The organism is Mycobacterium sp. 2-64, assembly GCF_035918375.1.
GTDB lineage: Bacteria > Actinomycetota > Actinomycetes > Mycobacteriales > Mycobacteriaceae > Mycobacterium > Mycobacterium intracellulare.
The window spans coordinates 1,748,797-1,772,315 of sequence record NZ_CP142361.1 but is presented as its reverse complement, the minus strand read 5'-3'; the positions used below and the strand labels follow the sequence as shown (position 1 = coordinate 1,772,315).

General features: G+C 69.8%; 25 protein-coding genes and 1 pseudogene. 14 read left to right on the top strand and 12 right to left on the bottom strand.

Features of this window, described 5'->3' with window-relative positions:
* Window positions 1-2: 2 nt before the first annotated feature.
* Both QGN31_RS08650 and hemE read right to left on the bottom strand, forming a co-directional pair.
* On the bottom strand, window positions 3-1,379 hold the full coding sequence (locus tag QGN31_RS08650) for a protoporphyrinogen oxidase (protein WP_008258512.1): 1,377 nt from the start codon (window positions 1,377-1,379) through the stop codon (window positions 3-5).
* The gene (gene hemE / locus QGN31_RS08645) at window positions 1,376-2,449 is read right to left on the bottom strand and encodes a uroporphyrinogen decarboxylase (RefSeq protein WP_014942553.1); all 1,074 of its coding nucleotides are present in this window, start codon (window positions 2,447-2,449) and stop codon (window positions 1,376-1,378) included. The genes QGN31_RS08650 and hemE overlap by 4 nt, the downstream gene beginning before the upstream one ends.
* Before the next feature lie 85 nt (window positions 2,450-2,534).
* Here hemE and QGN31_RS08640 point away from each other — a divergent pair, with 85 nt between their 5' ends.
* From QGN31_RS08640 to QGN31_RS08630, 3 genes and pseudogenes are all read left to right on the top strand, one after another.
* Window positions 2,535-3,356, top strand: a complete 822-nt coding sequence (locus QGN31_RS08640; RefSeq protein WP_008258514.1) for an enoyl-CoA hydratase/isomerase family protein — start codon at window positions 2,535-2,537, stop codon at window positions 3,354-3,356.
* Window positions 3,357-3,434: 78 nt separating this feature from the next.
* Window positions 3,435-4,101: pseudogene (locus tag QGN31_RS08635) on the top strand (DUF3000 domain-containing protein).
* Window position 4,102: 1 nt separating this feature from the next.
* A complete protein-coding gene (locus QGN31_RS08630) occupies window positions 4,103-5,395 on the top strand; it encodes a ribonuclease D (protein WP_008258516.1) in 1,293 nt (430 codons plus the stop codon).
* Here the strand turns inward: QGN31_RS08630 and dxs are convergent.
* Window positions 5,392-7,317 (bottom strand): 1-deoxy-D-xylulose-5-phosphate synthase, encoded by a 1,926-nt coding sequence (dxs, locus tag QGN31_RS08625; protein WP_008258517.1) that lies wholly within the window; start codon window positions 7,315-7,317, stop codon window positions 5,392-5,394. The two genes, QGN31_RS08630 and dxs, sit on opposite strands and share 4 nt — an antisense overlap.
* Window positions 7,318-7,471: 154 nt before the next feature.
* On the opposite strand from dxs, the gene QGN31_RS08620 reads away from it, so the two are divergent.
* Both QGN31_RS08620 and QGN31_RS08615 read left to right on the top strand, forming a co-directional pair.
* Window positions 7,472-7,915, top strand: a complete 444-nt coding sequence (locus QGN31_RS08620; RefSeq protein WP_008258518.1) for a CBS domain-containing protein — start codon at window positions 7,472-7,474, stop codon at window positions 7,913-7,915.
* Window positions 7,916-7,931: 16 nt separating this feature from the next.
* Window positions 7,932-9,221: an SLC13 family permease gene (locus tag QGN31_RS08615; protein ID WP_014942554.1), complete on the top strand. Its 1,290-nt coding sequence runs from the start codon at window positions 7,932-7,934 to the stop codon at window positions 9,219-9,221.
* An 8-nt stretch (window positions 9,222-9,229) separates the two neighbouring features.
* Here the strand turns inward: QGN31_RS08615 and QGN31_RS08610 are convergent, their stop codons facing one another.
* Together QGN31_RS08610 and QGN31_RS08605 are read right to left on the bottom strand one after the other, a co-directional pair.
* On the bottom strand, window positions 9,230-10,420 hold the full coding sequence (locus QGN31_RS08610; protein WP_085978351.1) for a class I SAM-dependent RNA methyltransferase: 1,191 nt from the start codon (window positions 10,418-10,420) through the stop codon (window positions 9,230-9,232).
* A 41-nt stretch (window positions 10,421-10,461) separates the two neighbouring features.
* On the bottom strand, window positions 10,462-12,456 hold the full coding sequence (locus tag QGN31_RS08605) for an APC family permease (protein ID WP_009955810.1): 1,995 nt from the start codon (window positions 12,454-12,456) through the stop codon (window positions 10,462-10,464).
* Window positions 12,457-12,583: 127 nt separating this feature from the next.
* Between QGN31_RS08605 and QGN31_RS08600 the strand changes: the two genes are divergently transcribed.
* The gene (locus QGN31_RS08600) at window positions 12,584-13,249 is read left to right on the top strand and encodes a potassium channel family protein (protein ID WP_008258523.1); all 666 of its coding nucleotides are present in this window, start codon (window positions 12,584-12,586) and stop codon (window positions 13,247-13,249) included.
* 34 nt (window positions 13,250-13,283) lie between these two features.
* Window positions 13,284-13,940 carry a potassium channel family protein gene (locus QGN31_RS08595; RefSeq protein ID WP_008258524.1) on the top strand — a complete coding sequence of 219 codons (657 nt, stop codon included), beginning with the start codon at window positions 13,284-13,286 and terminating at the stop codon, window positions 13,938-13,940.
* On the opposite strand, the gene QGN31_RS08590 is transcribed toward QGN31_RS08595, so the two are convergent.
* Window positions 13,937-14,626, bottom strand: a complete 690-nt coding sequence (locus QGN31_RS08590) for a DUF3159 domain-containing protein (RefSeq protein WP_043955794.1) — start codon at window positions 14,624-14,626, stop codon at window positions 13,937-13,939. The two genes, QGN31_RS08595 and QGN31_RS08590, sit on opposite strands and share 4 nt — an antisense overlap.
* A gap of 14 nt (window positions 14,627-14,640) precedes the next feature.
* A complete protein-coding gene (locus QGN31_RS08585; RefSeq protein ID WP_003875251.1) occupies window positions 14,641-15,009 on the bottom strand; it encodes an OB-fold nucleic acid binding domain-containing protein in 369 nt (122 codons plus the stop codon).
* 132 nt (window positions 15,010-15,141) lie between these two features.
* Between QGN31_RS08585 and QGN31_RS08580 the strand changes: the two genes are divergently transcribed.
* The gene (locus tag QGN31_RS08580; RefSeq protein ID WP_014385375.1) at window positions 15,142-15,843 is read left to right on the top strand and encodes a hypothetical protein; all 702 of its coding nucleotides are present in this window, start codon (window positions 15,142-15,144) and stop codon (window positions 15,841-15,843) included.
* Window positions 15,844-15,851: 8 nt separating this feature from the next.
* Here the strand turns inward: QGN31_RS08580 and QGN31_RS08575 are convergent, their stop codons facing one another.
* Together QGN31_RS08575 and dut are read right to left on the bottom strand one after the other, a co-directional pair.
* Window positions 15,852-16,625 (bottom strand): DUF3710 domain-containing protein, encoded by a 774-nt coding sequence (locus QGN31_RS08575; RefSeq protein ID WP_008258541.1) that lies wholly within the window; start codon window positions 16,623-16,625, stop codon window positions 15,852-15,854.
* Between the two features lie 43 nt (window positions 16,626-16,668).
* Window positions 16,669-17,133: a dUTP diphosphatase gene (gene dut / locus QGN31_RS08570; RefSeq protein ID WP_014385376.1), complete on the bottom strand. Its 465-nt coding sequence runs from the start codon at window positions 17,131-17,133 to the stop codon at window positions 16,669-16,671.
* Between the two features lie 25 nt (window positions 17,134-17,158).
* On the opposite strand from dut, the gene QGN31_RS08565 reads away from it, so the two are divergent.
* A complete protein-coding gene (locus QGN31_RS08565; RefSeq protein ID WP_009955729.1) occupies window positions 17,159-17,644 on the top strand; it encodes a DUF3093 domain-containing protein in 486 nt (161 codons plus the stop codon).
* A gap of 9 nt (window positions 17,645-17,653) precedes the next feature.
* Here the strand turns inward: QGN31_RS08565 and QGN31_RS08560 are convergent, their stop codons facing one another.
* Window positions 17,654-17,956: a DUF4193 domain-containing protein gene (locus QGN31_RS08560; protein ID WP_008258544.1), complete on the bottom strand. Its 303-nt coding sequence runs from the start codon at window positions 17,954-17,956 to the stop codon at window positions 17,654-17,656.
* 205 nt (window positions 17,957-18,161) lie between these two features.
* Here QGN31_RS08560 and cei point away from each other — a divergent pair, with 205 nt between their 5' ends.
* Complete coding sequence (gene cei / locus QGN31_RS08555) at window positions 18,162-18,812, top strand: envelope integrity protein Cei (protein WP_008258545.1); 651 nt, start codon at window positions 18,162-18,164, stop codon at window positions 18,810-18,812.
* Window positions 18,813-18,817: 5 nt separating this feature from the next.
* On the opposite strand, the gene QGN31_RS08550 is transcribed toward cei, so the two are convergent.
* Window positions 18,818-19,696, bottom strand: coding sequence for an inositol monophosphatase family protein (locus QGN31_RS08550; protein ID WP_014385377.1), 879 nt, complete (start codon window positions 19,694-19,696; stop codon window positions 18,818-18,820).
* A gap of 102 nt (window positions 19,697-19,798) precedes the next feature.
* On the opposite strand from QGN31_RS08550, the gene ppgK reads away from it, so the two are divergent.
* The 3 genes from ppgK (at window position 19,799) to QGN31_RS08535 (ending at window position 22,843) form a co-directional block, all read left to right on the top strand.
* The gene (gene ppgK / locus QGN31_RS08545) at window positions 19,799-20,608 is read left to right on the top strand and encodes a polyphosphate--glucose phosphotransferase (protein ID WP_008258547.1); all 810 of its coding nucleotides are present in this window, start codon (window positions 19,799-19,801) and stop codon (window positions 20,606-20,608) included.
* Between the two features lie 177 nt (window positions 20,609-20,785).
* Window positions 20,786-22,291 carry an RNA polymerase sigma factor gene (locus tag QGN31_RS08540; RefSeq protein WP_026071295.1) on the top strand — a complete coding sequence of 502 codons (1,506 nt, stop codon included), beginning with the start codon at window positions 20,786-20,788 and terminating at the stop codon, window positions 22,289-22,291.
* Window positions 22,292-22,426: 135 nt separating this feature from the next.
* Window positions 22,427-22,843, top strand: coding sequence for a RidA family protein (locus QGN31_RS08535; protein WP_041785112.1), 417 nt, complete (start codon window positions 22,427-22,429; stop codon window positions 22,841-22,843).
* Here the strand turns inward: QGN31_RS08535 and QGN31_RS08530 are convergent.
* The gene (locus tag QGN31_RS08530) at window positions 22,789-23,160 is read right to left on the bottom strand and encodes a DUF952 domain-containing protein (protein WP_038536870.1); all 372 of its coding nucleotides are present in this window, start codon (window positions 23,158-23,160) and stop codon (window positions 22,789-22,791) included. The genes QGN31_RS08535 and QGN31_RS08530 overlap by 55 nt on opposite strands.
* Window positions 23,161-23,283: 123 nt before the next feature.
* Between QGN31_RS08530 and QGN31_RS08525 the strand changes: the two genes are divergently transcribed.
* Entirely contained in the window at window positions 23,284-23,469 is a 186-nt protein-coding gene (locus tag QGN31_RS08525; RefSeq protein WP_008258551.1) for a DUF7455 domain-containing protein, read from the top strand.
* The last annotated feature ends 50 nt before the right edge of the window (window positions 23,470-23,519 follow it).

The window sequence follows — 23,519 nt, the reverse complement described above, 5'->3', positions numbered from 1 at the left end:
ACCTATCGTGCCACTTGCGCGTCCGGACCTCCGATGGCCCTGATCACATCCTCGGCCGCACGCCCGGCCGCGCCGACGCAGGCGGGCACGCCGATGCCGTCGAGGTAGCTCCCCGCCACCGCGAGCGTCGGCGGCAGTCCGGCGCGCACCTCGGCGACCAGGTCGGCATGGCCGGGGCCGTACTGCGGCATGGCGTCGATCCAGCGCTGCACCCGGACGTCGACGGGGTCGATGTCGAGCCCGAACACGGCGGCCACATCCCCCAGCGCCCAGGCCAGCAGCTCGTCGTCGGAGGTGCTGGCCGCCACGTGGTCGCCGAACCGCCCGAACGACAACCGCAACAGCTGCACGTCGGCCCGGGCGCCCCACTTGCGGGACGACAGCGTGATGGCCTTGGCCCGCAACCGCTCCCCGGTGGCCACCAGCACGCCCGAGCAGTCGGGGAACGCGGTGTCAGCCGGCACGGCCAGCGCCAGCACCACCGACGATGCGCTCGCGATGCGCCCGGCCGCGGCGACGCTGCGGGGCGCGATGCCGCCGAGCAGGCGGCACGATTCGTGCACGGGCACGGCCAGGATCACCGCGTCGGCGCCCCAGCGGGCGCCGGTGTCGTCGAACACCGCCCAGCCCGCGTCGGCGCGCTCGAGCCGCGACGCGGCGGCGCGCACCCAGCGCGGCCGGGCGCGCGCGGCGAGCTCCTCGACCAGCACCCGGTACCCGCCGTCGAGCGCGCCGAACACCGGCGCGCCGGTGGCCGGCGGCACGACCCGCCCGACGGCGTCGGTCAGGCTGGCGGCGCCACGGTCCAGCGCCGCGGCCACGGTCGGGGCGGCCGCACGCAGGCCGATGGTGGCCGCCGAGCCCGCGTAGACCCCGCTCAGCAGCGGGTCCACCGACCGCGCGACCACCTGGTCGCCGAACCGGTCGCCCACCAGGTCGGCCACCGCGGGATCGCTGCCGGCGACCCACTCCAACGGGCGGGAGGGTTCGGCGTCGATGCGGGCGACGGTCGCCTCGTCGACCAATCCGGCCACCGACGCCGCCGACGACGGGATGCCCACGATCGTGCCGGTGGGGAGCGGGCGCAGCCGTTGCCCGCTGTAGATCAGCGGGCGAGCACCGGTCGAAACCAGTTGGTGCCCAGTCAGATTCAGCTCGTCCAGCAGCGCCGGCAGCTCGGGTCGGCGCAGCACGAACGCCTCGGCGCCCAGATCCATCGGCGCCCCGCCGACCAGCTCCGTGCGCAGGATCCCGCCGAGCCGCTCCCCCGGGTCGAACAGCGTGATGGCCGCGTCGTCGCCGAGGGACATGCGCAGCCGGTAGGCCGCCGTCAGCCCCGAAATTCCGCCCCCGACAACGCAATATGAGCGGGACGTCATAGCGAATGGACCAGCGACACCAGGTCGGTCAGCACTGCGGGGTCGGTCTCGGGCAGCACGCCGTGGCCGAGGTTGAAGACGTGACCGGCGGCGCCGGCGTCGACCGCGCGCCGACCGTCGTCGACGACGGCGCGCGCCGCGCGTTCGACCACCGGCCAGCCCGCCAGCAGGACCACCGGATCGAGGTTGCCCTGCAGCGCCGTGCCGGGCTCCACCCGGGCCGCCGCGTCGGCGAGCGAGGTTCGCCAATCCACGCCCACCACCGTCGCGCCGACCTCCGACATCGCGCCCAGCAGTTCGGCCGTGCCGACGCCGAAGTGCGTCATCGGCACGCCGTACTCGGCCAGGGCGGCGAAGATCCGGGCGCTGTGCGGCTGCACGTAGGCGCGGTAGTTGGCCAACGACAGCGTCCCGGCCCACGAGTCGAACACCTGGATCGCGTCCACCCCGGCATCCAGTTGCACCCGCAAGAAGCCGACGGTGATGTCGGTCAGCTTCTCCATCAACGCATGCCAGCTGTCGGGATCGGCCAGCATCATCGCCTTCGTGCGCGCGTGGTGGCGGCTGGGCCCGCCCTCGATCAGGTAGGACGCCAGGGTGAACGGCGCGCCGGCGAAACCGATCAGCGGAACATCGCCGAGCGCGGACACCAGCAGCGACACGGCGTTGGAAATCGGTTGAACCCGTTGCCGCTCAAGCGGTTTGATCGCGGCGACGTCGGCCGCGGTGCGCACCGGCGACTCGATCACCGGTCCGACCCCGGCGACGATGTCCAGGTCGATGCCGGCGCCGAGCAGCGGCACCACGATGTCGGAGAACAGGATCGCCGCGTCGACGTCGTGCCGGCGCACCGGTTGCAGGGTGATCTCGCAGACCAGCTCGGCGTCGAAACACGCCGACAGCATGTCGTGGTGGGCCCGCAGCGCCCGGTATTCGGGCAGCGACCGGCCGGCCTGCCGCATGAACCACACCGGGATCCGGCGGGGCTTTCGGCCGCCCGCCGCGGCCAGATACGGCGACTCGGGAAGGTCGCGGCGAGTGTCCGCACTGGTGTGCGTGGGCCTGTTCATCGGCCTCAATGCTGCCATGACCGCAGAACGCCAAACCCCGCTGCGTACTATCGCGACCGCAACCGTTTGAACGTCAGGAGCCCGGATGCCGGTCAGCCAGCCCCCAGCCAATTACGACGAGTTCCCCAGCCTGCGGTGCGAGCTCGGTGAGAACGGCGTGCTGACGCTGGTTCTCGACTCCCCGGGGCTGAATTCGGTGGGCCCGCAGATGCATCGCGACCTCGCCGACATCTGGCCGGTGATCGATCGCGACCCGGCCGTGCGCGTCGTCCTGGTCCGCGGCGAGGGCAAGGCCTTTTCCTCCGGCGGCAGCTTCGACCTGATCGCCGAGACCATCGGCGAGTACGAGGGCCGGATCCGCATCATGCGCGAAGCCCGCGACCTGGTGCACAACATGATCAACTGCGACACCCCGGTCGTGTCGGCGATCCGGGGGCCGGCGGTGGGTGCGGGCCTGGTGGTGGCGCTGCTGGCCGACATCTCGGTGGCGGGCCGGACCGCGAAGCTGATCGACGGGCACACGAAGCTCGGCGTGGCCGCCGGCGACCACGCCGCGATCTGCTGGCCGCTGCTGGTCGGCATGGCCAAGGCCAAGTACTACCTGCTGACCTGCGAAACCCTGCTCGGCGAGGAGGCCGAGCGGATCGGCCTGGTCTCCACCTGCGTCGACGACGATGACGTCCTGTCCACCGCCACCCGGATCGCCGAGAACCTGGCGCAGGGCGCGCAGAACGCCATCCAGTGGACCAAGCGCAGCCTCAACCACTGGTACCGCATGATGGGCCCCACCTTCGAGACCTCGGTGGGCCTGGAATTCCTCAGCTTCAGCGGCCCCGACGTGCAGGAAGGCCTGGCCGCCCACCGCGAGAAGCGCCCCGCCCGGTTTACCGGCGGATCTGCCACCTGAGCAGGACATATACGTTTGGTGGAGGGCTGGTAACGGGTTGGTCGCGGCGGGTTTGAAACCCGGCGCGCCTGTCGCAGCGTGTCAGCCGATGGGTCTACCGTCGATCCCTGTGACCCCTGCCGTGACGATACAGAGCGGTCGGGATGAAGAGGAGCGGTGCCAAGTGACCTCATCCGAACCGGCCCCCTTCCGCGAGGCGGTGGCGGCGATGAACGCCGTGGCCGTGCGGCCGGAGATCGAGCTGGGTCCGATCCGGCCGCCGCAACGCCTCGCTCCCCACAGCTACGCGCTGGGCGCCGAGGTCAAGCATCCCGACCGCGAGATCATCCCCGAACGGTCCGACGGCGACGCCTTCGGCCGGCTGATCCTGCTGTACGACCCCGAAGGGGCCGACGCGTGGGACGGCACCATCCGCATGGTCGCCTACATCCAGGCCGACCTCGACCCCAGCGAGGCCGTCGATCCCCTGCTGCCCGAAGTAGCGTGGAGCTGGCTGGTCGAGGCACTGGAGTCACGCATGGAACACGTCGTCGCGCTGGGCGGCACCGTCACCGCCACCACCTCGGTGCGCTACGGCGACATCTCGGGGCCGCCGCGCGCCCACCAGCTCGAGCTGCGGGCGTCCTGGACCGCCACGTCGCCCGCGGTCGGCGCGCACGTCGAGGCGTTCTGCGAGGTGCTGGAGCACGCCGCGGGCCTGCCGCCCGCCGGAGTCACCGACCTGAGCTCGCGGTCACGCGCCTAGCATGGGCGAACCGTCGCCCGACGGGCCGGGCAGCAGCGCGCCCGGCGGCACCGAACCCGCCCCCACCCCACTTCCACGCCCGACCGAAGGCGTCCCGCCCATCTCGGTGAGCGTGTACGAAATCGAGGCCGCGGCAGAGCGCCTGGACCGTGGGCGCGGGCCGTTCGCGGTGGACGCCGAGCGGGCGTCGGGTTTCCGCTACTCCAACCGGGCCTACCTGATCCAGATCCGCCGGGCGGGCTCCGGCACCGTGCTGATCGACCCGGTGAGCCACGGCCGCGACCCGCTGGAGGCGCTGCGGCCGGTGGCCGAGGTGCTGGGCACCGACGAATGGATCCTGCACTCGGCCGATCAGGACCTGCCCTGTTTGGCGGAGGTGGGCATGCGGCCGCCCGCGCTGTATGACACCGAGCTCGCGGGCCGCCTGGCCGGGTTCGAGCGCGTGAACCTGGCCACCATGGTCGAGCGGCTGCTGGGTTTCGGGCTGGCCAAGGGCCACGGCGCGGCGGACTGGTCCAAGCGCCCCCTGCCCGCCGAATGGCTCAACTACGCCGCGCTGGACGTGGAACTGCTCATCGAGCTGCGCGCGGCGATCGCGGAGGTCCTCGCCGGGCAGGGCAAAACCGATTGGGCCGCACAGGAATTCGACTACCTGCGGGACACGGGTTCGAAAGATCCGGGTGCCGCGGCGCGACGGGACCGGTGGCGACGAACGTCGGGAATCCATCGGGTGCGCGACAAGCGCGGCCTGGCCGCGGTGCGCGAATTGTGGTTGACGCGCGACCAGATCGCGCAGCGCCGCGACATCGCGCCGCGGCGCATCCTTCCGGACTCGGCCATCATCGACGCCGCGCTGGCCAACCCGACGACCGTCGAGGAACTGGTCGCCCTGCCCGTGTTCGGGGGGCGCAATCAACGCCGCAGCGCCGCGACGTGGCTGGCGGCGCTGGAGGCCGCGCGCCAGAACAAGAATCCGCCCGTGGACGCCGAACCGCCGAACGGGCCGCCGCCCCCCGCGCGGTGGAGCCGGCGCAAACCGGAGGCCGCCGCGCGGCTCGAGGCCGCGCGGGCGGCGCTGTCGGAGGTGTCCGAGCGGGTGCACGTCCCCACCGAGAACCTGGTCTCGCCGGACCTGGTGCGACGGCTGTGCTGGGACTGGGAGGCCGCGCCGGATCCGTTCGAGGCCGTCGAGGCGTTTCTGCGGGCCGGGCAGGCCCGGCCCTGGCAGCGGGAGTTGGTGGATCCCGTGCTGGCCCGGGCGCTGCAGGCGGAAGGCACCGAAAGCGCCGGTTAGTCGAGGTGCTCCCGGATCTCGGCTTCCGCCTCGCTGCTGCCCAGGGCGGCGACCCACCCGGTGATGCGGCGTGCCACGTCCTGATCCGTCAGGGCCAGGTCCGCCAGCAGCTCGCCCCGGGAGGCGTGCTCGTAGAACCGCTGCGGCAGCCCGACGTCGCGGCACGGAACGTCGATCTCGGCGCGGCGCAGGGCGGCCGACACCGCCGAGCCCACGCCGCCGTTGACCCCGTTGTCCTCGCAGGTGACGACCAGTTTGTGCCGCGCCGCCAGGTCGAGCAGGTTGTCCGAGACCGGCAGCACCCAGCGCGGGTCGATGACCGTGACGCCGATCCCCTGATCCTGCAGTCGCTTGGCCACCGCCAGCGCCATCCGCGCGAACGCGCCGACGCCCACCAGCAGCACGTCGTGGTTGCATCCGCCGGCCGGGACCGCGAGCACGTCGACACCCGAGATGCCGGAACCACGGCGCTCGATCGCCGGGATGTCCTCGCCCACATCACCTTTGGGGAAGCGCAGCGCCGTCGGCCCGTCGTCGACCTCGAGCGCCTCACCGAGTTCCTCGCGCAACCGGGTGGCGTCGCGGGGGGCGGCCGCCCGCATGCCGGGCACGATGCCCAGCATCGACAGGTCCCACATGCCGTTGTGGCTGGCGCCGTCGGATCCGGTGATCCCGGCCCGGTCCAGCACCATGGTGACGGGCAGCCGGTGCAGCGCCACGTCCATCATGATCTGGTCGAAGGCGCGGTTGAGGAACGTCGAATAGATGGCCACCACCGGGTGCATCCCGCCCATGGCCAGGCCGGCCGCCGACGTCATGGCGTGCTGCTCGGCGATGCCGACGTCGAACAGGCGATCGGGAAACTGCTGCCCGAACGGCGTCAGCCCGGTGGGGCCGGGCATGGCCGCGGTGATGGCGACGATGTCGCGGCGCTTGCGGGCGTAGCCGATGAGCGCATCGGAGAAGGTCGCCGTCCAGCCCGGGCCGGGGACGCTGGTCGCCTGGCCGGTAAGGGGATCGATCACCCCGCAGGAATGCATCTGCTCGGCTTCGTCGTCCTCGGCGGGCGCGTAGCCCATCCCCTTGCGGGTCACCACGTGCACGATCACCGGGCGCCCGAAGCCGCGGGCGTGGCGCAGCGCGGCCTCCACCGCGCGTTCGTCGTGGCCGTCGACGGGGCCCACGTACTTCAGCCCCAGGTCGGTGAACAGCAGCTGCGGTGACAACGAGTCCTTGATGCCGGCCTTGACGCTGTGCATCACCCGGTAGGCGAGCCGGCCGACCAGCGGCAGCGCCCGCAGCGCGTCGCGGCCCCTTTCCAGGGCCTGCTCGTAGACCGGTTGCAGCCGCAGCGTGGCGAGATGGTCGGCCACGCCGCCGATCGTCGGGGCGTAGCTGCGCCCGTTGTCGTTGACGACGATGATCACCGGGCGGCCCGACGCGGCGATGTTGTTCAGCGCCTCCCAGCACATGCCACCGGTCAGCGCCCCGTCGCCGACCACCGCGACCACGTGCCGGTTGCGGTGCCCGCTCAGCTCGAAGGCCTTGGCCAACCCGTCGGCGTAGGACAGCGCGGCGCTGGCATGGCTGGACTCCACCCAGTCGTGCTCGCTCTCGGCGCGCGACGGATACCCGGACAGCCCACCCTTTTTGCGCAGGGTTTGGAACTCGTGGGAACGTCCCGTCAGCATCTTGTGGACGTAGGCCTGATGGCCGGTGTCGAAGATGATCGGATCGTGCGGCGAGTCGAACACCCGATGCAGCGCGAGGGTCAGTTCGACCACGCCGAGATTGGGCCCGAGGTGTCCCCCGGTGGCAGCGACCTTGTGAATCAGGAACTCGCGAATCTCGGCGGCCAATTCGCGGAGCTGATGCGCAGAAAGGTGCTGCAGATCAGCGGGCCCGCGGATCTGTTCCAGCATCCCGTCAGTCTACGCAGCCACACGCGCAGGTTTGGTAGCGTCAATGCGCGGTGAGCCGGGAAGCCTGGTCGGCACTTCTACTTCCGACCCAGGAGCACGCCATGAGCATCGAGGCCGCCGCACCATCCACTCCCCGCGGACGTATCGTCGCAGTGTGCGTGCCGAGCAGATCGCCGAGGACTTCCCCGTCGTCAGCATCGACGCGGACGCGCTGGAAGCCGCCCGGATGCTGGCCGAGCACCGGCTGCCCGGGCTGTTGGTCACCGACGGTTCGGGGCGCCCTTACGCGGTGCTGCCCGCCTCCCAGGTCGTCCGCTTCATCGTGCCGCGATACGTGCAGGACGACCCGTCGCTGGCCGGCGTGCTCAACGAATCGACCGCCGACCGCTGCGCGGAAAAATTGAGCGGCAAGAAGGTGCGCGACGTGTTGCCCGACCACCTGGTCGACGTGCCCCCGGCCCACGCCGACGACACCATCATCGAAGTGGCCGCGCTCATGGCGCGACTGCGCAGCCCGCTCGTCGCGGTGGTCAAAGACGGCGGACTGGTCGGGGTGATCACGGCATCGCGGGTGCTCGCCGCCGCGCTGAAAACCTGATGCCCCAGGCACATCGATGAGCTTCATCGCGATCCTGGTCTTCGTGGTCGCCTATGTCCTGATCGCCAGCGACCGCGTCAACAAGACGTTCGTGGCCCTCGCCGGCGCCGCGATCGTGGTCACCCTGCCGATCATCCGATCCGACGACGTCTTCTACTCGCACGAAACCGGAATCGATTGGGATGTCATCTTTTTGCTGCTCGGCATGATGATCATCGTCAGCGTGCTGCGGCAGACCGGCGTGTTCGAGTACGTGGCGATCTGGTCGGCCAAACGCGCCCGCGGCTCGCCGTTGCGCGTCATGATCCTGCTGGCCCTGGTGACCGCGATCGCCTCGGCCCTGCTCGACAACGTCACCACCGTGTTGCTGGTCGCCCCGGTGACGCTGTTGGTGTGCGAACGACTGGCGATCAACGCGGCGCCCTTTTTGATGGCCGAGGTGTTCGCATCGAATGTCGGCGGCGCGGCAACGTTGGTGGGCGATCCGCCCAACATCATCATCGCCAGCAGGGCCGGTCTGACGTTCAACGACTTTCTCGTTCATCTGGCGCCGATCGTGGTCATCGTCCTCGCCGTCCTGATGGTGTTGTTGCCGCGCCTTTTTCCCGGGGCGTTCAGCGTCGACCCCGATCGGGTTGCCGACGTGATGTCGCTGGAGGAAAAGGAGGCCATCCGCGACCCCCGGCTGCTCGTCACGTGCGGGATCGTCTTGCTGGCGGTGTTCACCGCGTTCATCGCGCACTCGCCGCTGCATATGGAACCCTCCATGGTGGCGCTGCTGGGCGCCGGGATCCTGGTCGTGGCGTCACGACTCAAGCCGTCCGATTACCTGTCCAGCGTGGAGTGGGACACGCTGCTGTTCTTCGCCGGCCTGTTCATCATGGTCGGCGCGCTGGTGAAGACGGGAGTCGTCAAAGAGCTTGCCCGCGTGCTGATCTCCGCCAGCGGAGGAAACACCCTGGCCGCGACGATGATCATCCTCGTCGCGTCGGCCGTCATCAGCGGGGTCGTGGACAACGTCCCCTACGCCGCGACGATGGCGCCGGTGGTGGCCGACCTGGTGCCCGCCCTGACCGATCACGCCAACCCCGGCGCCCTGTGGTGGTCACTCGCGCTGGGCACGGACTTCGGCGGCAACCTGACCGCCATCGGCGCCAGCGCCAACATCGTCATGCTCGGGATCGCCCACCGCTCCGACAACCCCATCTCCTTCTGGGAATTCACCCGCAAGGGCGCGCTCGTCACCGCCGTCTCCATCGCGCTGGCCGCGCTGTATGTGTGGCTGCGGTATTTCGTGATGGCCTAGGCGCCGGACTAATCGCCACGTGTCAGCAGCGCGACGCATTCGACGTGGTGGGTCAACGGGAACGCGTCGAACACCTTGATCTTCTCGACGGCGTAGCCGTGGCCGAGATAGATACCGATATCGCGCGCGAAAGACGCTGCCTCACAACCGATGTGCACCACACGCGGGACACCGGCCGCGGCGAGCAGATCGATGATCTCGCGCCCGGCGCCCGCCCGCGGTGGGTCAAGCACCGCCACATCTGCTGTTGAGGCGCCTTCTCGCTGCGCCGCCAGCGCGCGGCGCACCGAGTCGGTGACGATCTGCACCTGGCTCAGATCGGCCAGCGCGCTCCGGGCGGCCCGCGTCGACCCGCGCGAGGTGTCCACGCTGAGCACCCGCCCCGAGGCCCCCACGGCCTCGCCGAGCGCGGCGGCGAAAACGCCTGCGCCACCGTAAAGATCCCAGGCGCTCATGCCGGTGCCGGCGGCCGCCCAGTCGGCGACCAGGGCGCTGTAGGTCGCCGCGGCGTCGCGGTGCGCCTGCCAAAAGGCGGTCACCGGCACCTGCCAGGTGCGCCCCGCCACCCGCTGCACCGCCTCGTAGCGGCCCTCCATCACCTTGGTCGCCGTGCGTCTGCCCTGCCGCAGGGTGCGCACCACGTGGCGCGCGCCGTCGTCGTCGACGGCCACGTGCAGCTGGGCGGCCGGCGGCCACTCGGTCTCGGCGATCCCGTCGAGCATGCCGTCGGGCAGCTGCGCGCAACGCAGGTCGGTCACCAAATCGTCGCTGTGGTAACGGTGAAAGCCCGGTCGATGGTCGGCGCCCACGTCGAGGCGGACGCGGGTGCGCCAGCCCGTGGGTCGCGACGACAGCGGTTCGGCCTCCCCGCTCCAGCGATGCCCACCGAGGCGCTCCAGCTGATTGGCCACCACCTCGGCCTTGAGGGCGCGCGCCACCTCGGGGGCGGCGAACGCCAGGTCGCAGCAGCCGGCGCCGCCGACCCCGGCGATCGGGCACAGCGACGCCGTGCGGCCGTCCGCCGGCTCGACGACCTCGACAACCTCCGCGTGCCAATAGGATCCGCGGTCCGCGGTCACCCGCACCCGCACCCGCTCACCGGGCAGCGCGTACCGGACGAACACCACCCGGCCTTCGTGGTGCGCCACGCAGCTGCCGCCGTTGGCCGGGGCGCCGGTGGTCAACGTCAGCTCCCCCATCGCGGGCGACACCCCGCGCGGTGGGCGGGTCGATTCGCGGGTCAATCGAAAATACCCCGACGAGCGTCGCCCGGCGCCACGTGCGGCTGCAACGTCTTGCGCCGTTCGGACGAACTCAGTTGCCACGGAACCGAAGTCACCATGACGCCGGGCATGAACAGCAGCCGCCCCTTGAGCCGCAGCGCGCTCTGATTGTGCAGCACCTGCTCCCACCAGTGCCCCACCACATACTCCGGGATGAACACCGTGACCACGGTGCGGGGCGACTCCTCCCGGGCCCGCTTGACGTATTCCAGTACGGGGCGGGTGATTTCGCGATACGGCGAGGCGATGACCTTGAGCGGAACGCTGATATCGCTCGCCTCCCACTTGCGCACCAGCTCGCGGGTTTCCGCGTCGTCGACGCTGACCGTCACCGCCTCGAGAACGTCGGGGCGGGTGGCCCTCGCGTAGGCCAGCGCGCGCCGCGTCGGCAGGTGCAGCTTCGACACCAGCACCACGGCGTGGTTGCGGCTGGGCAACACCGCGTCCTCCTCGTCCTCGGCCTGCTGCGCCAATTCGCGGTTCACGGTGTTGTAGTGCCGGTGGATCATCTTCATCATGCCGAACAGCAGGCTCATCGCGAACAGCGCGATCCACGCCCCGGCGACGAACTTGGTGACCAGCACCACCAGCAAAACCGCACCGGTGGAAAGCAATCCGACCGTGTTGACCACCCGCGAGCGCATCATCTTGCGCCGTACCCCGGGATCGGTCTCGGTGCGCAGCAACCGGGTCCAGTGCCGCACCATGCCGATCTGGCTCAGCGTGAACGAAATGAACACGCCCACGATGTACAGCTGAATCAACGCGGTGACCTCGCCGCGGAACGCCACGATCGCCAGCACGGCCACCCCGGACAGGAACAGGATTCCGTTGGAGAACGCCAACCGGTCTCCGCGGGTGTGCAATTGGCGCGGAAGGTAGCTGTGCTGGGCCAGGATCGAACCGAGCACCGGGAATCCGTTGAACGCGGTGTTGGCCGCGAGCACCAGGATGAGGGCGGTCACCGTGGCGATCAGCAGGAACCCGAGGTGAAAGCCGCCGAACACCGCCTGCGCCAGTTGGGTGACCAGGGTCTTTTGGTAGTACCCCTTCGGGGTTCCGCTCAGCTGGGTCGCGGGATCCTCGACGAGCTGAACGCCGATCTTCTGCGCCAGCACGATGATGCCCATCAGTAGCGTCACCGCGATTGCGCCCAACATCAGCAGGGTCGTGGCCGCGTTGCGCGACTTGGGTTTCTGAAACGCCGGCACCCCGTTGCTGATCGCCTCGACACCCGTAAGCGCCGCACACCCCGAGGAGAACGACCGCGCCACCAAGAACGCCAACGCGAAACCGACGACCTGGCCGTGTTCGGCGTGCATCTGGAAACCGGCGGACTCTGCCCGCAAGGGATCACCCAGCACGAAGATCCGGAACAGGCCCCAGCCGATCATGACGAGGACCCCGATGATGAACGCATACGTCGGGATGGCGAACGCCACCCCGGATTCGCGCACCCCGCGCAGGTTCAGCGCCATCACCAGCAGAATGGAGGCCACACAGAAGAACACCTTGTGTTCGGCCACGATCGGGATGGCCGAGCCGATGTTCGCCATCGCCGACGCCGTCGAAACCGCCACGGTCAGAACGTAATCCACCATCAGCGCGCTCGCCACGACGAGGCCCGCCGTCTCGCCCAGGTTGGTGGTGACCACCTCGTAGTCGCCGCCACCGGAGGGGTAGGCGTGGACGTTCTGCCGGTAGCTGGCCACCACCACCAACATGACCGCCGCCACGGCGAGCCCGATCCACGGCGTCAGCGCGTACGCCGAGACCCCCGCCACCGAGAGCATGAGGAAGACCTCCTCGGGCGCATACGCCACCGAGGACAACGCGTCGGAGGCGAACACCGGCAAGGCGATCCGCTTGGGCAACAGGGTGTGGCTGAGCCGGTCGCTGCGAAACGGCCGGCCGATAAGCAACCGACGAGTGGCGGTTGAAAGTTTGGACACGAGAGCCAAGAGTAAGCCCAGACGCCTCTGACGGTAGCGTTCGTGGACGAGAATGTTCGCCGACCGAAACGGCTTGCCCACGTGCGTTGCCGACGAAGGGCGCAGGACGCGGCCGAGAGGACCACAAGTGCGAGTAGTAGTGATGGGCTGCGGCCGTGTCGGCTCCTCGGTCGCCGACGGGCTGTCCCGCATCGGTCACGACGTGGCCGTCATCGACCGCGACAGCACGGCCTTCAACCGGCTCAGCCCCGAATACGCCGGCGAGCGGGTCCTGGGGCAGGGATTCGACCGAGATGTACTCCTGAGGGCCGGTATCGAAGAGGCGGACGCGTTCGCCGCGGTGTCCTCCGGTGACAACTCCAACATCATCTCCGCGCGCCTGGCACGGGAGACGTTCGGCGTCAAGCGGGTCGTGGCCCGCATCTACGACGCCAAGCGCGCCGAGGTCTACGAGCGCCTGGGCATCCCGACCATCGCGACCGTGCCCTGGACCACCGACCGCCTGCTCAATGCCCTGCTGCGGGAGACCGAGACGGCCAAGTGGCGCGACCCGACCGGCACGGTCGCCGTCTCCGAGGTCGTCCTGCACGAGGACTGGATCGGCCACCGGGTCACCGATCTCGAGCAGGCCACCGGCGCGCGGGTCGCCTTCCTGATCCGATTCGGGGCCGGCGTCCTGCCCGAGCCGAAGTCGGTGATCCAGGCCGGCGACCAGGTCTATGTCGCGGCGATATCCGGGCGCGCCGCCGAGGCGGTCGCCATCGCCGCGCTACCGCCGAGCGAAGACCTGTGATGAATACGGGACCGGCTGTGAGGGGACGGCGCATATGAAGGTAGCGGTTGCCGGTGCCGGTGCGGTCGGTCGCTCGGTCACGCGGGAACTCATTGGCAACGGCCACGACGTGACGTTGATCGAGCGCAACCCCGACCACGTCGACGTCGACGCCATCCCGGCCGCGCACTGGCGCCTGGGCGATGCGTGCGAGCTGACGCTGCTGGAATCGGTGCACATGCAGGAGTTCGACGTGGTGGTGGCCGCGACCGGCGATGACAAGGCCAACGTCGTGCTAAGCCTCTTGGCCAAAACCGAATTCGCGGTGCCCCGGGTGGTGGCCCGGGTCAATGACCCGCGCAACGAGTGGCTGTTCACCGACGCCTGGGGCGTCGACGTCGCGGTGTCGACACCGCGCATGCTGGCGTCGCTCATCGAGGAGGCCGTCGCCGTCGGCGATCTGGTGCGGCTGATGGAGTTCCGCAAGGGGCAGGCCAACCTCGTCGAGATCACGCTGCCCGATGACACGCCCTGGGGCGGCAAGCCGGTGCGCAAACTGCAGCTGCCGCGCGACACCTCGCTGGTGACGATCCTGCGCGGCCCGCGGGTCATCGTGCCCGAGGAGGACGAGCCGCTCGAAGGCGGCGACGAGCTGCTGTTCGTCGCCGTCGCCGAGGCCGAAGAGGACCTGCAGAAGCTGCTGTTGGGCTAGTCGCCGACGCTACGGGGTGCCAGCTCGGCGCCCGCCGCGATGGCCCGTTGCGCCGACTTGATCGCCGCGTAGGTCGCCAGCGCGGCCAGCACGGTCAGTGGCCAGCCCATCCCGATCCGCGCGGCCGCCAGCCACCCGGTCCGATCGGCGTCGTAGAGCAGCCCCTGGACCACGAAGCGGGAGGTGAACACCAGCACCCAGCCCAGTGAGGCGATGTCGAACGCAAGGACGGCCTTTGGAACGCTGCGCCAGCCGTCCCCGCGGCCGGTGGCCCAGCTCCACGCGTAGCCCACCAGCGGCCGGCGGATCGCCACCGACGCCGCGACCACCACCGCCCACACCAGCGACATCCAGATGCCCAGCAGGAAATAGCCCTTGGACTCCCCCAGCACGTAGGCGATCAGCGCGCACAGCGCCACGCCGAAGAACCCGGACAACGCCGGTTGTGGGGAATCCCGCCGGATCAGCCGCCACAGCAAGACCAGCGCGGCCACCCCCAGCGCGGCCGCGATCGCCGGGACCAGTCCCGACACGCTCGAGACGATCACGAAGACGACCACCGGGAGCGACGAGTAGATGACGCCACTGACGCCGCCCGCCTGCGCCAGCAGGCGCTCGGGGCTGATGCGACTAGTGGTTTGTTCCGATGAGCCCGGCTCCCGGGCGGGCGGGGTGGCCCCGCCCAATCCTTCCGGGACGGTCACCGTTGAATTTCGTAGTGCGGGTTGTAGATCGCCTTGGTTCCGTTCTCGAGCTTGCCGAGGCGGCCCCGCACGCGCAGGGTGCGGCCCGAGTCGATGCCCGGGATGCGGCGCTGGCCCAGCCACACGAGCGTGACGGTGTCGCTGCCGTCGAACAATTCCGCGCGAACCCCGCCGGCGCAGGCCCTGCCGTTGCATTCCACGCTGCGTAGCGTGCCAACCATCGTGACCTCCTGGCCACGCTCGCAATCGATAGCCCGTTGCGCGCCGGTGCTGGCGACTTCGTCGGACAGTTCCTCAGAGTCGCGTTGCTCCGGATCCTCCGTCAACCGACGGGTCAGCCGGCGCAGATACCCTTGGGCCCCCATGGCCACTCCTGACGATAAAAGCTTCGATGCTTCCCTCTATGCCAACGGACACCGTAGACCTCTTGGTTCCCCAGCGCCAACCGACTCAAACGTGATGTTGGACCGCAGGTCAACGCCGTGCACTATCGAGGGGTGGTGGTCGATCTGAACGGTGTGACGACGGTGTTATTGCCCGGAACCGGCTCCGACGACGACTACGTTCAGCGGGCGTTTTCGGGCCCGCTGGCCCACGTCGGCGCGGTATTGATGAACCCGCCGCCGCGTCCCGACCGGCTGATCGACGGCTACCTGGCGGCGCTGGATGCCGCGGCGTGCGAAGGTCCGATCGCCGTCGGCGGCGTGTCGATCGGCGCGGCGGTCGCGGCGGCCTGGGCGCTGGCCCATCCGGACCGGACGGTCGCGGTGCTGGCCGCGCTGCCGGCGTGGGCGGGGGCGCCCGGTGAGGCGCCGGCCGCCCTCGCGGCGCGGTACTCGGCCTCCCGGCTGCGCGCCGACGGCCTGGCGGCGACGACGACCCAGATGCGGGCGTCCAGCCCCCCGTGGCTGGCCGACGAGCTGACCCGCTCGTGGGGCGCCCAGTGGCCGCACCTTCCGGACGCCATGGAGGAGGCGGCCGACTACGTCGCGCCGAGCTGCGACGAGCTGGCCGGGCTGGCCGCGCCGCTGGCGGTGGCGGCCGCGGTCGACGATCCGATCCATCCGCTGCAGGCCGGCCTCGACTGGGTCGCCGCGGCGCCGCGCGCGGCGCTGCGCACGGTGACGCTGGATCAGATCGGCGCGGATCCCGCCGCCCTGGGCGCGGCCTGCCTGGCGGCGCTGGCCGAGCTGGGCTAGCCGGGGTCTCAGCCGCCGGTGGTGGTGCGCAGCTGTTGCATCGCCGACCCGTCGGCGCTGCGGCGCGCGGCCGGCTGGTCGGCGGGGGCCTGCTGGTCCTCGGATTGCTGCGCATCCGCTTGTTGGGCGGCCTGTTGCGCCGCGGCGGCTTCGCGCAGCTGTTGCGCCATCGGCTCGGGCAGCTGCACGGCCAGCGGTGTGCGCACCGGCAGGGGCGTGTCGCCGCGCCGAACCACGGTGTCGGCCAACGCCGCTCGCGCCTCCTGCTCGAGCGCCTCCATCGTCTCGTGGGCGCCGTTGATGACGCAGCGGATCATCCAGCGGTAGCCGTCGACGCCGATGAAGCGCACCACGCCGGTGGCGGTGCCGACCACCTCGCGCCCCCACGGCCCGTCCTTGATGCTGACCTGGGCGGAGTCGTTGCGCAGCGACTCGGCGAGCTCGCCGGCCACCTCACGCCACAGCCCACCCGTCTTGGGCGCCGCGTAGGCGGCGATGGTGAAACGACCGTTGGGCGTGACGACCCAGACCGCGCTCGGGACACCGGTTTCGGTCAACTCGACCTGCAGCTGGCCGGCCTCGGGCATGGGGATCAGCACCGAGCCCAGGTCGAGCCGGGCCAGCTCGGCGACGGCGGGATCGTCGAAGTCCTCGATGTCGAACGGGCCCTCGAGTTCCTCGGCAGCGGGCTCGTCGGCGCCCGGCGTCACGGCCTCGTCCGCCCGGGCGTCCGCGGCCGAAGCGCTGTCGTCCTTGCGTGAGCGTTTACCGAATGCAGCCATCAGCGCCGCTCCTTTTCATCGCTTCGCCCTGCTCGCCGGCGCATCACAGACTCGCGTGTCCGCCGGAGGAACCGTGACCACCGTCGCCACGGGACGTTTCGGCCAGCCCGGCCTCGTCGAACGACGACACCTCGACCAGCTCCACCAACTCGACCCGCTGCACCAGCAGCTGGGCGATGCGGTCGCCGCGATGCACCACGATCGGCTCGGTCGGATCGAGGTTGATCAGCGCGACCTTGATCTCGCCGCGGTAGCCCGCGTCGATGGTGCCGGGACTGTTGACGATCGAAAGCCCAACGCGCGCAGCCAATCCCGACCGAGGATGGACCAGCCCGACCATGCCGAACGGGATGGCGACCGCCACGCCCGTGCGCACCAGGGCGCGCCGCCCGGGCTCGAGCTTGACGTCCTCGGCGCTGTAGAGATCGATCCCGGCGTCGCCTTCGTGGGCGCGGGCGGGCAGCGGAAGCTCGGGGTCAAGGCGGACGATGGCCAGACTGGTCGACACGGGGCCACAGACTACCCTTGACTGCGTGTCCGATACCCGCGTCGCGCCGCACAACGTGCGGTATCGCGAACGATTGTGGGTTCCGTGGTGGTGGTGGCCACCGGCCCTCGCGCTCGCCGGCATCCTCGCGTTCGAGTTCAACATGGGCGTCACCCGCCACTCCTCGTGGTGGCCGTACGCGGCACTGTTCGCGGTGGCGGCCGCGGCACTGTTGTGGCTGGGGCGCGTCGAGATCCGGGTCACCGCCAACCCGTCCGCGCCGGGGGAAGTGGAACTGTGGGCGGGCCCCGCGCACCTGCCGGTCACCGCGATCGCCCGGTCCGCACAGGTAGCGCCCTCGGCCAAATCCGCCGCGTTGGGCCGCCAGCTCGACCCGGCGGCCTACGTGCTGCACAGGGCGTGGGTGGCGCCGATGATCCTGATCGTCCTCGACGACCCGGACGACCCGACGCCGTACTGGCTGGTGAGTTGCCGTCACCCGGAACGGGTGCTGTCGGCCCTGACAACGTAGCGGCAGCTATCAGGCCGCGCAGTCGGTACAGATCATCACGCCGTTCTTCTCGCTGGCCAGCCGACTGCGGTGTTGCACCAGAAAGCAACTCGAGCAGGTGAACTCGTCAGCCTGCTTCGGAACGACACGGACCGAAAGTTCTTCACCGGACAGGTCGGCGCCGGGCAGTTCGAAATTCTCAGCGGATTCAGATTCGTCGACATCGACGACGGCCGAAGCCGCCTCGTTCCGTCGCGCTTTGAGCTCCTCCAGCGAGTCCTCCGAAACGTCGTCCGTCTCGGTGCGCCGTGGAGCGTCATAATCGGTAGGCATATCTATTCCCCTGCCCTATTGCCTCTGCTTGCCTCTGCATGCCCTCGTAAATCTCAAGCATCGCTTTGTACCAGCGTCGAACGCATCCACCAAATGATTCGTGCCCGTATCGCGGCCCATTAAGGTGTGATTTACCTCACACACCCATTTTCACCCTTGCGCTCGCTTCTGAACAGTGGGTTTGGGGTGCGACTAGAGTGCAGCTGTGGTCACGCAAATCACCGAGGGTACAGCTTTTGACAAGCATGGTCGGCCCTTCCGGCGGCGCAACCCCAAGCCCGCGATCGTCGTGGTGATTTTGCTCGCAGTGGCCACCGCGGTCGTCTGGACCGTGGCGCTGACCCGGCCCGCCAAGGTGCACGAGGCGGTGGTGTGCAATCCCCCGCCGCAGGCGACCGGTTCGGCGTCGGCGCAGCTCGGTGAGCAGGTGTCGCGCAGCGCCATGATGGACGTCGCGCCCGCCAAACTCGCCGACACCAAGGTCCGCGTCCTCAACGCCAGCGGCCGGGGCGGGCAGGCCGGCGACGTCGCCGGGGCGATGAAAGACCTCGGCTTCGCGCAGCCGACCGCCGCCAACGACCCGCTCTACGCCGGCACCCGGCTCGCCTGCCAAGGCCAAATCCGTTTCGGCACCGCCGGACAGGCCACCGCCGCGGCGGTGTGGCTGGTGGCGCCGTGCACCGAACTGTTCAACGACAGCCGCGCCGACGACTCCGTCGACCTCGCCTTGGGAACCGACTTCAGCGCGTTGGCCCACAACGACGACATCGACGCCGTGCTCGCCACCCTGCGGCCCGGCGCGACCGAGCCGTCAGATCCCACGCTGCTGGCCAAGATTCACGCCAGCAGCTGCTGAGGCGCTCAATCCAGGATCGGATCCAGGCCGTTGAACCGCTCCAGGACGGCCAGCAGCTCGTCGGCGATCCCGGGGGCGGCGGCCAGCACCAATCCCGCCCCGGTGGCGTCGTGCGCCGGCAGCACCACCCGGGCCCCCGCCTCGGTGGCGATCAGCGCGCCCGCGGCGCGGTCCCACACCTTCAGGCCGTGCTCGTAGTAGGCGTCCAGCCGGCCCGAGGCCACCATGCACAGATCCAGCGCCGCCGAGCCGATGCGGCGAACGTCGCGGACCACCGGCAGCATGCGCGCCAACAACGCCGCCTGCGCCGCGCGGCGCTGCCGCGAATAGCCGAAACCGGTGCCCAGCAACGCCATTGACACGTCCTCGACCGCCGCGCACTGCAAGGGCTGAGTCCCTTGGCCGTCGCTGACGTGCGCGCCGAGGCCGCTGGCCGCCGAGTACACCCGGTCGGCGACGACGTCGGCGACCGCCCCGGCCACCGACTCGCCGTTGACCTGCGCGGCGACCGACACCGCGTAGGCGGGAACGCCGTAAACGAAATTCACTGTGCCGTCGATGGGATCGAGCACCCAGGTCACCGATCCGGGCGGGGTGCCCGCCGGGTCGGTCGGTCCGCCGCCCTCCTCGCCGAGAATGGGGTCCCCAGGCCGCAATTCGGCCAGCCGGTCCCGCAACAGGCGCTCGGTCTCGGTGTCGACCACCGTCACCGGATCGGTCGGGGTGCTCTTGGTCCGCACCGCGCCGCTGTCGGGGCCTGTCACGCCGGCCGGCTCGGCGCCGAATACCTCGGCGCGCCGGCGCCGCACGAACGCGGCGGCCTCCGTGGCCACGGTTTCGGCCACTGAACGCAGCCGCACGAGCTCGTCATCGGATTGGATCACCGGTCTATCGCATCACAGTCGGCGCGGGCGCGCAGACACCGCGGGCTGCCGGCGTCGCGGCGTTAAGGTGAGCGGACAGCCCCGTCACGCCGAGGAGATTCGATGACCAGCACCGACTCGACCACGGACACGCCCGGCGCAGCACCGGCCGACGGCACACATGAACGCCGCGGCTTCGGCATCGACGTCGGCGGCAGCGGCATCAAGGGCGGCATCGTCGACATGGACACGGGGTTGTTGATCGGCGAACGGGTCAAACTGCTGACCCCGCAACCCGCGACGCCGTCGGCGGTCGCCAAGACCATCGCCGCGGTCGTCAACGAATTCGGGTGGACCGGGCCCCTCGGCGTGACCTACCCCGGGGTGGTCACGCACGGTGTGGTGCAAACCGCCGCCAACGTGGACAAGTCCTGGATCGGGGTCAACGCCCGCGACATCATCAGCGCCGAGCTGGACGGTCAGGACGTGACGGTCCTCAACGATGCCGACGCGGCCGGGCTGGCCGAGGAGCACTACGGGGCGGGCAGGAATCAGACGGGCCTGGTGATTCTCTTGACGTTCGGCACCGGTATCGGCTCGGCGGTCATCCACAACGGCACGCTGATCCCCAACACCGAATTCGGGCACTTGGAGGTCGGCGGCAAGGAAGCCGAGAAACAAGCCGCCTCCTCGGTGAAGGAAAAGAAGGGCTGGTCCTACGAAAAATGGACCAAACACGTCACCGAGGTGCTGGTGAGCATCGAGAACGCGATGTGGCCGGACCTGTTCATCGCCGGGGGCGGGATCAGCCGCAAGGCCGACAAGTGGCTGCCGCTGCTCGAAAACCGCACCCCGGTGGTGGCCGCGGCCCTGCTCAACACGGCCGGGATCGTCGGCGCGGCGATGGCCGCCACCTCGGACGTGACCCACTGAATTTCGCCCGGCACAGCTGTAGTACCGCGCACTGTCGTTACAATGGTCTTCGGCGAACGCCCAACCGATAGCGTGCGACTACGCACGCTGATACCAACGCCGACATCGACATAGCAGACACTTTCGGTTAACCATGCCCAATACCCACCGAAGGTGAGCCCAAACGAAGGGGTGTAAGTGGCAGCGACCAAGGCAAGCCCGGCAACCGATGGGCCGGTGAAACGCACCGCCACGAAGTCTGCGTCGTCCCCCGCCAAGCGTCCGGCGGCCAAGGCCGCCAATGGCTCCGCGCCCGCCAAACGGGCCGCCAAGACGACCGCGCGGTCCACCAAGTCCGACGCCGCCGAGCCCGCCAAGAAGACCCGCGCCAAGGGCGCCGAGGCCAAGGGCCGCGGCACCAAAGCGGCCAAGGGCGGCCCGGCGGATCCCGACGCCCTCGATTCCGACGGCGCCGTCGAGGATCTCGACAACGAACCAGACCTCGAGGCTGAGCCCGGCGAGGACCTCGACATCGACAGCGACCTGTCCCTCGACGACCTCGAGGAAGACGTGGCGTCCGAAGACGCCGAGGTCGAATCGGGCGATTCCGAGGTGGGTGACGACGAGGAGGCGCCCGCCCCCGCGGCGGCCGCCGAGCCCGCCGCCGACGAGGACGACGAGATCGCCGAGCCCACCGAAAAGGACAAGGCCTCCGGCGATTTCGTCTGGGACGAGGACGAATCCGAGGCGCTGCGCCAGGCCCGCAAGGACGCCGAGCTCACCGCCTCCGCCGACTCGGTTCGCGCGTACCTCAAGCAGATCGGTAAGGTCGCGCTGCTCAACGCCGAGGAAGAGGTCGAGCTGGCCAAGCGGATCGAGGCCGGCCTGTACGCCACGCAGCTGATGACCGAGATGACCGAGCGCGGCGACAAACTGCCGGCCGCCCAGCGCCGCGACATGCAGTGGATCTGCCGCGACGGCGACCGCGCCAAAAACCATCTGCTGGAGGCCAACCTGCGGCTGGTGGTGTCGCTGGCCAAGCGCTACACGGGCCGCGGCATGGCGTTCCTCGACCTCATCCAGGAAGGCAACCTGGGTCTGATCCGCGCGGTCGAGAAGTTCGACTACACCAAGGGCTACAAGTTCTCCACGTACGCCACCTGGTGGATCCGCCAGGCCATCACCCGGGCCATGGCCGACCAGGCCCGCACCATCCGCATCCCCGTGCACATGGTCGAGGTGATCAACAAGCTGGGCCGCATCCAGCGCGAGCTGCTGCAGGACCTGGGCCGCGAGCCCACGCCCGAAGAGCTGGCCAAGGAAATGGACATCACGCCGGAAAAGGTGCTGGAGATCCAGCAATACGCGCGCGAGCCGATCTCGCTGGACCAGACCATCGGCGACGAGGGCGACAGCCAGCTGGGCGATTTCATCGAGGACAGCGAGGCCGTGGTGGCCGTCGACGCGGTGTCGTTCACGCTGCTGCAGGACCAGTTGCAGTCGGTGCTCGAGACGCTCTCGGAGCGCGAGGCCGGCGTGGTGCGGCTGCGCTTCGGCCTCACCGACGGCCAGCCCCGCACCCTGGACGAGATCGGGCAGGTGTACGGGGTGACCCGCGAGCGCATCCGCCAGATCGAGTCCAAGACCATGTCGAAGCTGCGCCACCCCAGCCGCTCGCAGGTGCTGCGCGACTACCTGGACTGAGCCCGGTCCGGCCTTCCGTGAGAACGGTTGGCGCACAAGCTGTTCGCGGCTCGCGGCACCCCGACCGAGCCAAACAACCCATGCCGCGGGGAAATTCGGCTGCGCTGGCGGCGCCGCCGTCGTACGGTGAGGCGCATGTCAGCACACCGCACAGTGGTCTCGTCCGGTTCGGAATTCGAATCGGTGGTCGGTTACTCGCGCGCGGTGCGGGTCGGTCCGCATGTGGCGGTGGCCGGTACGACCGGCACCGGGCCCGCCGGTGACATCGCCGCCCAGACGCGAGATGCCCTGCGCCGCATCGACATTGCACTGCAACAAGCCGGCGCGTCACTCACCGACGTGATACGCACGCGCCTCTACGTCACCGACATCTCACGCTGGCGCGAGGTGGGCGCCGTGCACGAGGAGGTGTTCGGCGCGATCCGCCCCGTGGCCACCATGGTCGAGGTCTCGGCGCTCATCGCGCCCGAGTTGCTGGTGGAGATCGAGGCCGACGCCTACGTCGACTCGCCGGTGACCGGAGGGAAGGCGCCGTCGGCCCCCGGGGGGTAAGGGGTGACGCGGGTCACCGCGGCGACCGGCAGGGTGCCGTACAGGTGCGGGAACAACATCGACGCCGGATCGGTTGGCACTCCCGGCTCCCAGCGCACCGGTGCGTCGAGGCGAGCCGGGTCGATGCGCAACAGCACCAGGTCACGCCGGCCCCGGTAGAGCCGGTTGGCGGGCAGGTGGACCTGCTCGGGCGTCGACAGGTGGATGAATTCGGCGCCGTCCGCGGGGCGGATGGCGCCGTCACGGCGGGCCTGCGCCCACTGCTCGGCCCCGCACAGGTGCACCAGCACGTCGGCAGCGAAGGTCACGACGGTCACCCTAGAGAACCGTCCACACCAAATCTGACCAGGCCGTGAGAAACGACACACCCGATAACGATCGGGGAACAAGGCGAAAACGCCATACGTCTGAGAAAGTGAATGTACGAGAACGGAGAAGCCATGAATGCAACTCTGACGAGTCCAGAACTGACACGGGCCGACCGCTGCGACCGCTGCGGTGCCGCGGCCCGTGTGCGCGCCAAGCTGCCTTCCGGCCTCGAGCTTCTCTTCTGCCAGCACCACGCCAACGAGCACGAGGCCAAGCTGACCGAGCTGGACGCCGTGCTGGAGGTCAGCGGAAGCTAGCCAACCGAACTCGCCCGTCCCCAATGTGGGCAGCGCGGGCGATCTTCGGT

What these genes read in the sequence shown, in the direction of transcription:
- QGN31_RS08650 (WP_008258512.1), bottom strand. Translation starts at nt 1,379, where the DNA reads ATGACGTCCCGCTCATATTGCGTTGTCGGGGGCGGAATTTCGGGGCTG.
- hemE (WP_014942553.1), bottom strand. Translation starts at nt 2,449, where the DNA reads ATGAACAGGCCCACGCACACCAGTGCGGACACTCGCCGCGACCTTCCC.
- QGN31_RS08640 (WP_008258514.1), top strand. Translation starts at nt 2,535, where the DNA reads ATGCCGGTCAGCCAGCCCCCAGCCAATTACGACGAGTTCCCCAGCCTG.
- QGN31_RS08630 (WP_008258516.1), top strand. Translation starts at nt 4,103, where the DNA reads ATGGGCGAACCGTCGCCCGACGGGCCGGGCAGCAGCGCGCCCGGCGGC.
- dxs (WP_008258517.1), bottom strand. Translation starts at nt 7,317, where the DNA reads ATGCTGGAACAGATCCGCGGGCCCGCTGATCTGCAGCACCTTTCTGCG.
- QGN31_RS08615 (WP_014942554.1), top strand. Translation starts at nt 7,932, where the DNA reads ATGAGCTTCATCGCGATCCTGGTCTTCGTGGTCGCCTATGTCCTGATC.
- QGN31_RS08610 (WP_085978351.1), bottom strand. Translation starts at nt 10,420, where the DNA reads ATGGGGGAGCTGACGTTGACCACCGGCGCCCCGGCCAACGGCGGCAGC.
- QGN31_RS08595 (WP_008258524.1), top strand. Translation starts at nt 13,284, where the DNA reads ATGAAGGTAGCGGTTGCCGGTGCCGGTGCGGTCGGTCGCTCGGTCACG.
- QGN31_RS08585 (WP_003875251.1), bottom strand. Translation starts at nt 15,009, where the DNA reads ATGGGGGCCCAAGGGTATCTGCGCCGGCTGACCCGTCGGTTGACGGAG.
- QGN31_RS08575 (WP_008258541.1), bottom strand. Translation starts at nt 16,625, where the DNA reads ATGGCTGCATTCGGTAAACGCTCACGCAAGGACGACAGCGCTTCGGCC.
- QGN31_RS08560 (WP_008258544.1), bottom strand. Translation starts at nt 17,956, where the DNA reads ATGCCTACCGATTATGACGCTCCACGGCGCACCGAGACGGACGACGTT.
- ppgK (WP_008258547.1), top strand. Translation starts at nt 19,799, where the DNA reads ATGACCAGCACCGACTCGACCACGGACACGCCCGGCGCAGCACCGGCC.
- QGN31_RS08535 (WP_041785112.1), top strand. Translation starts at nt 22,427, where the DNA reads ATGTCAGCACACCGCACAGTGGTCTCGTCCGGTTCGGAATTCGAATCG.
- QGN31_RS08525 (WP_008258551.1), top strand. Translation starts at nt 23,284, where the DNA reads ATGAATGCAACTCTGACGAGTCCAGAACTGACACGGGCCGACCGCTGC.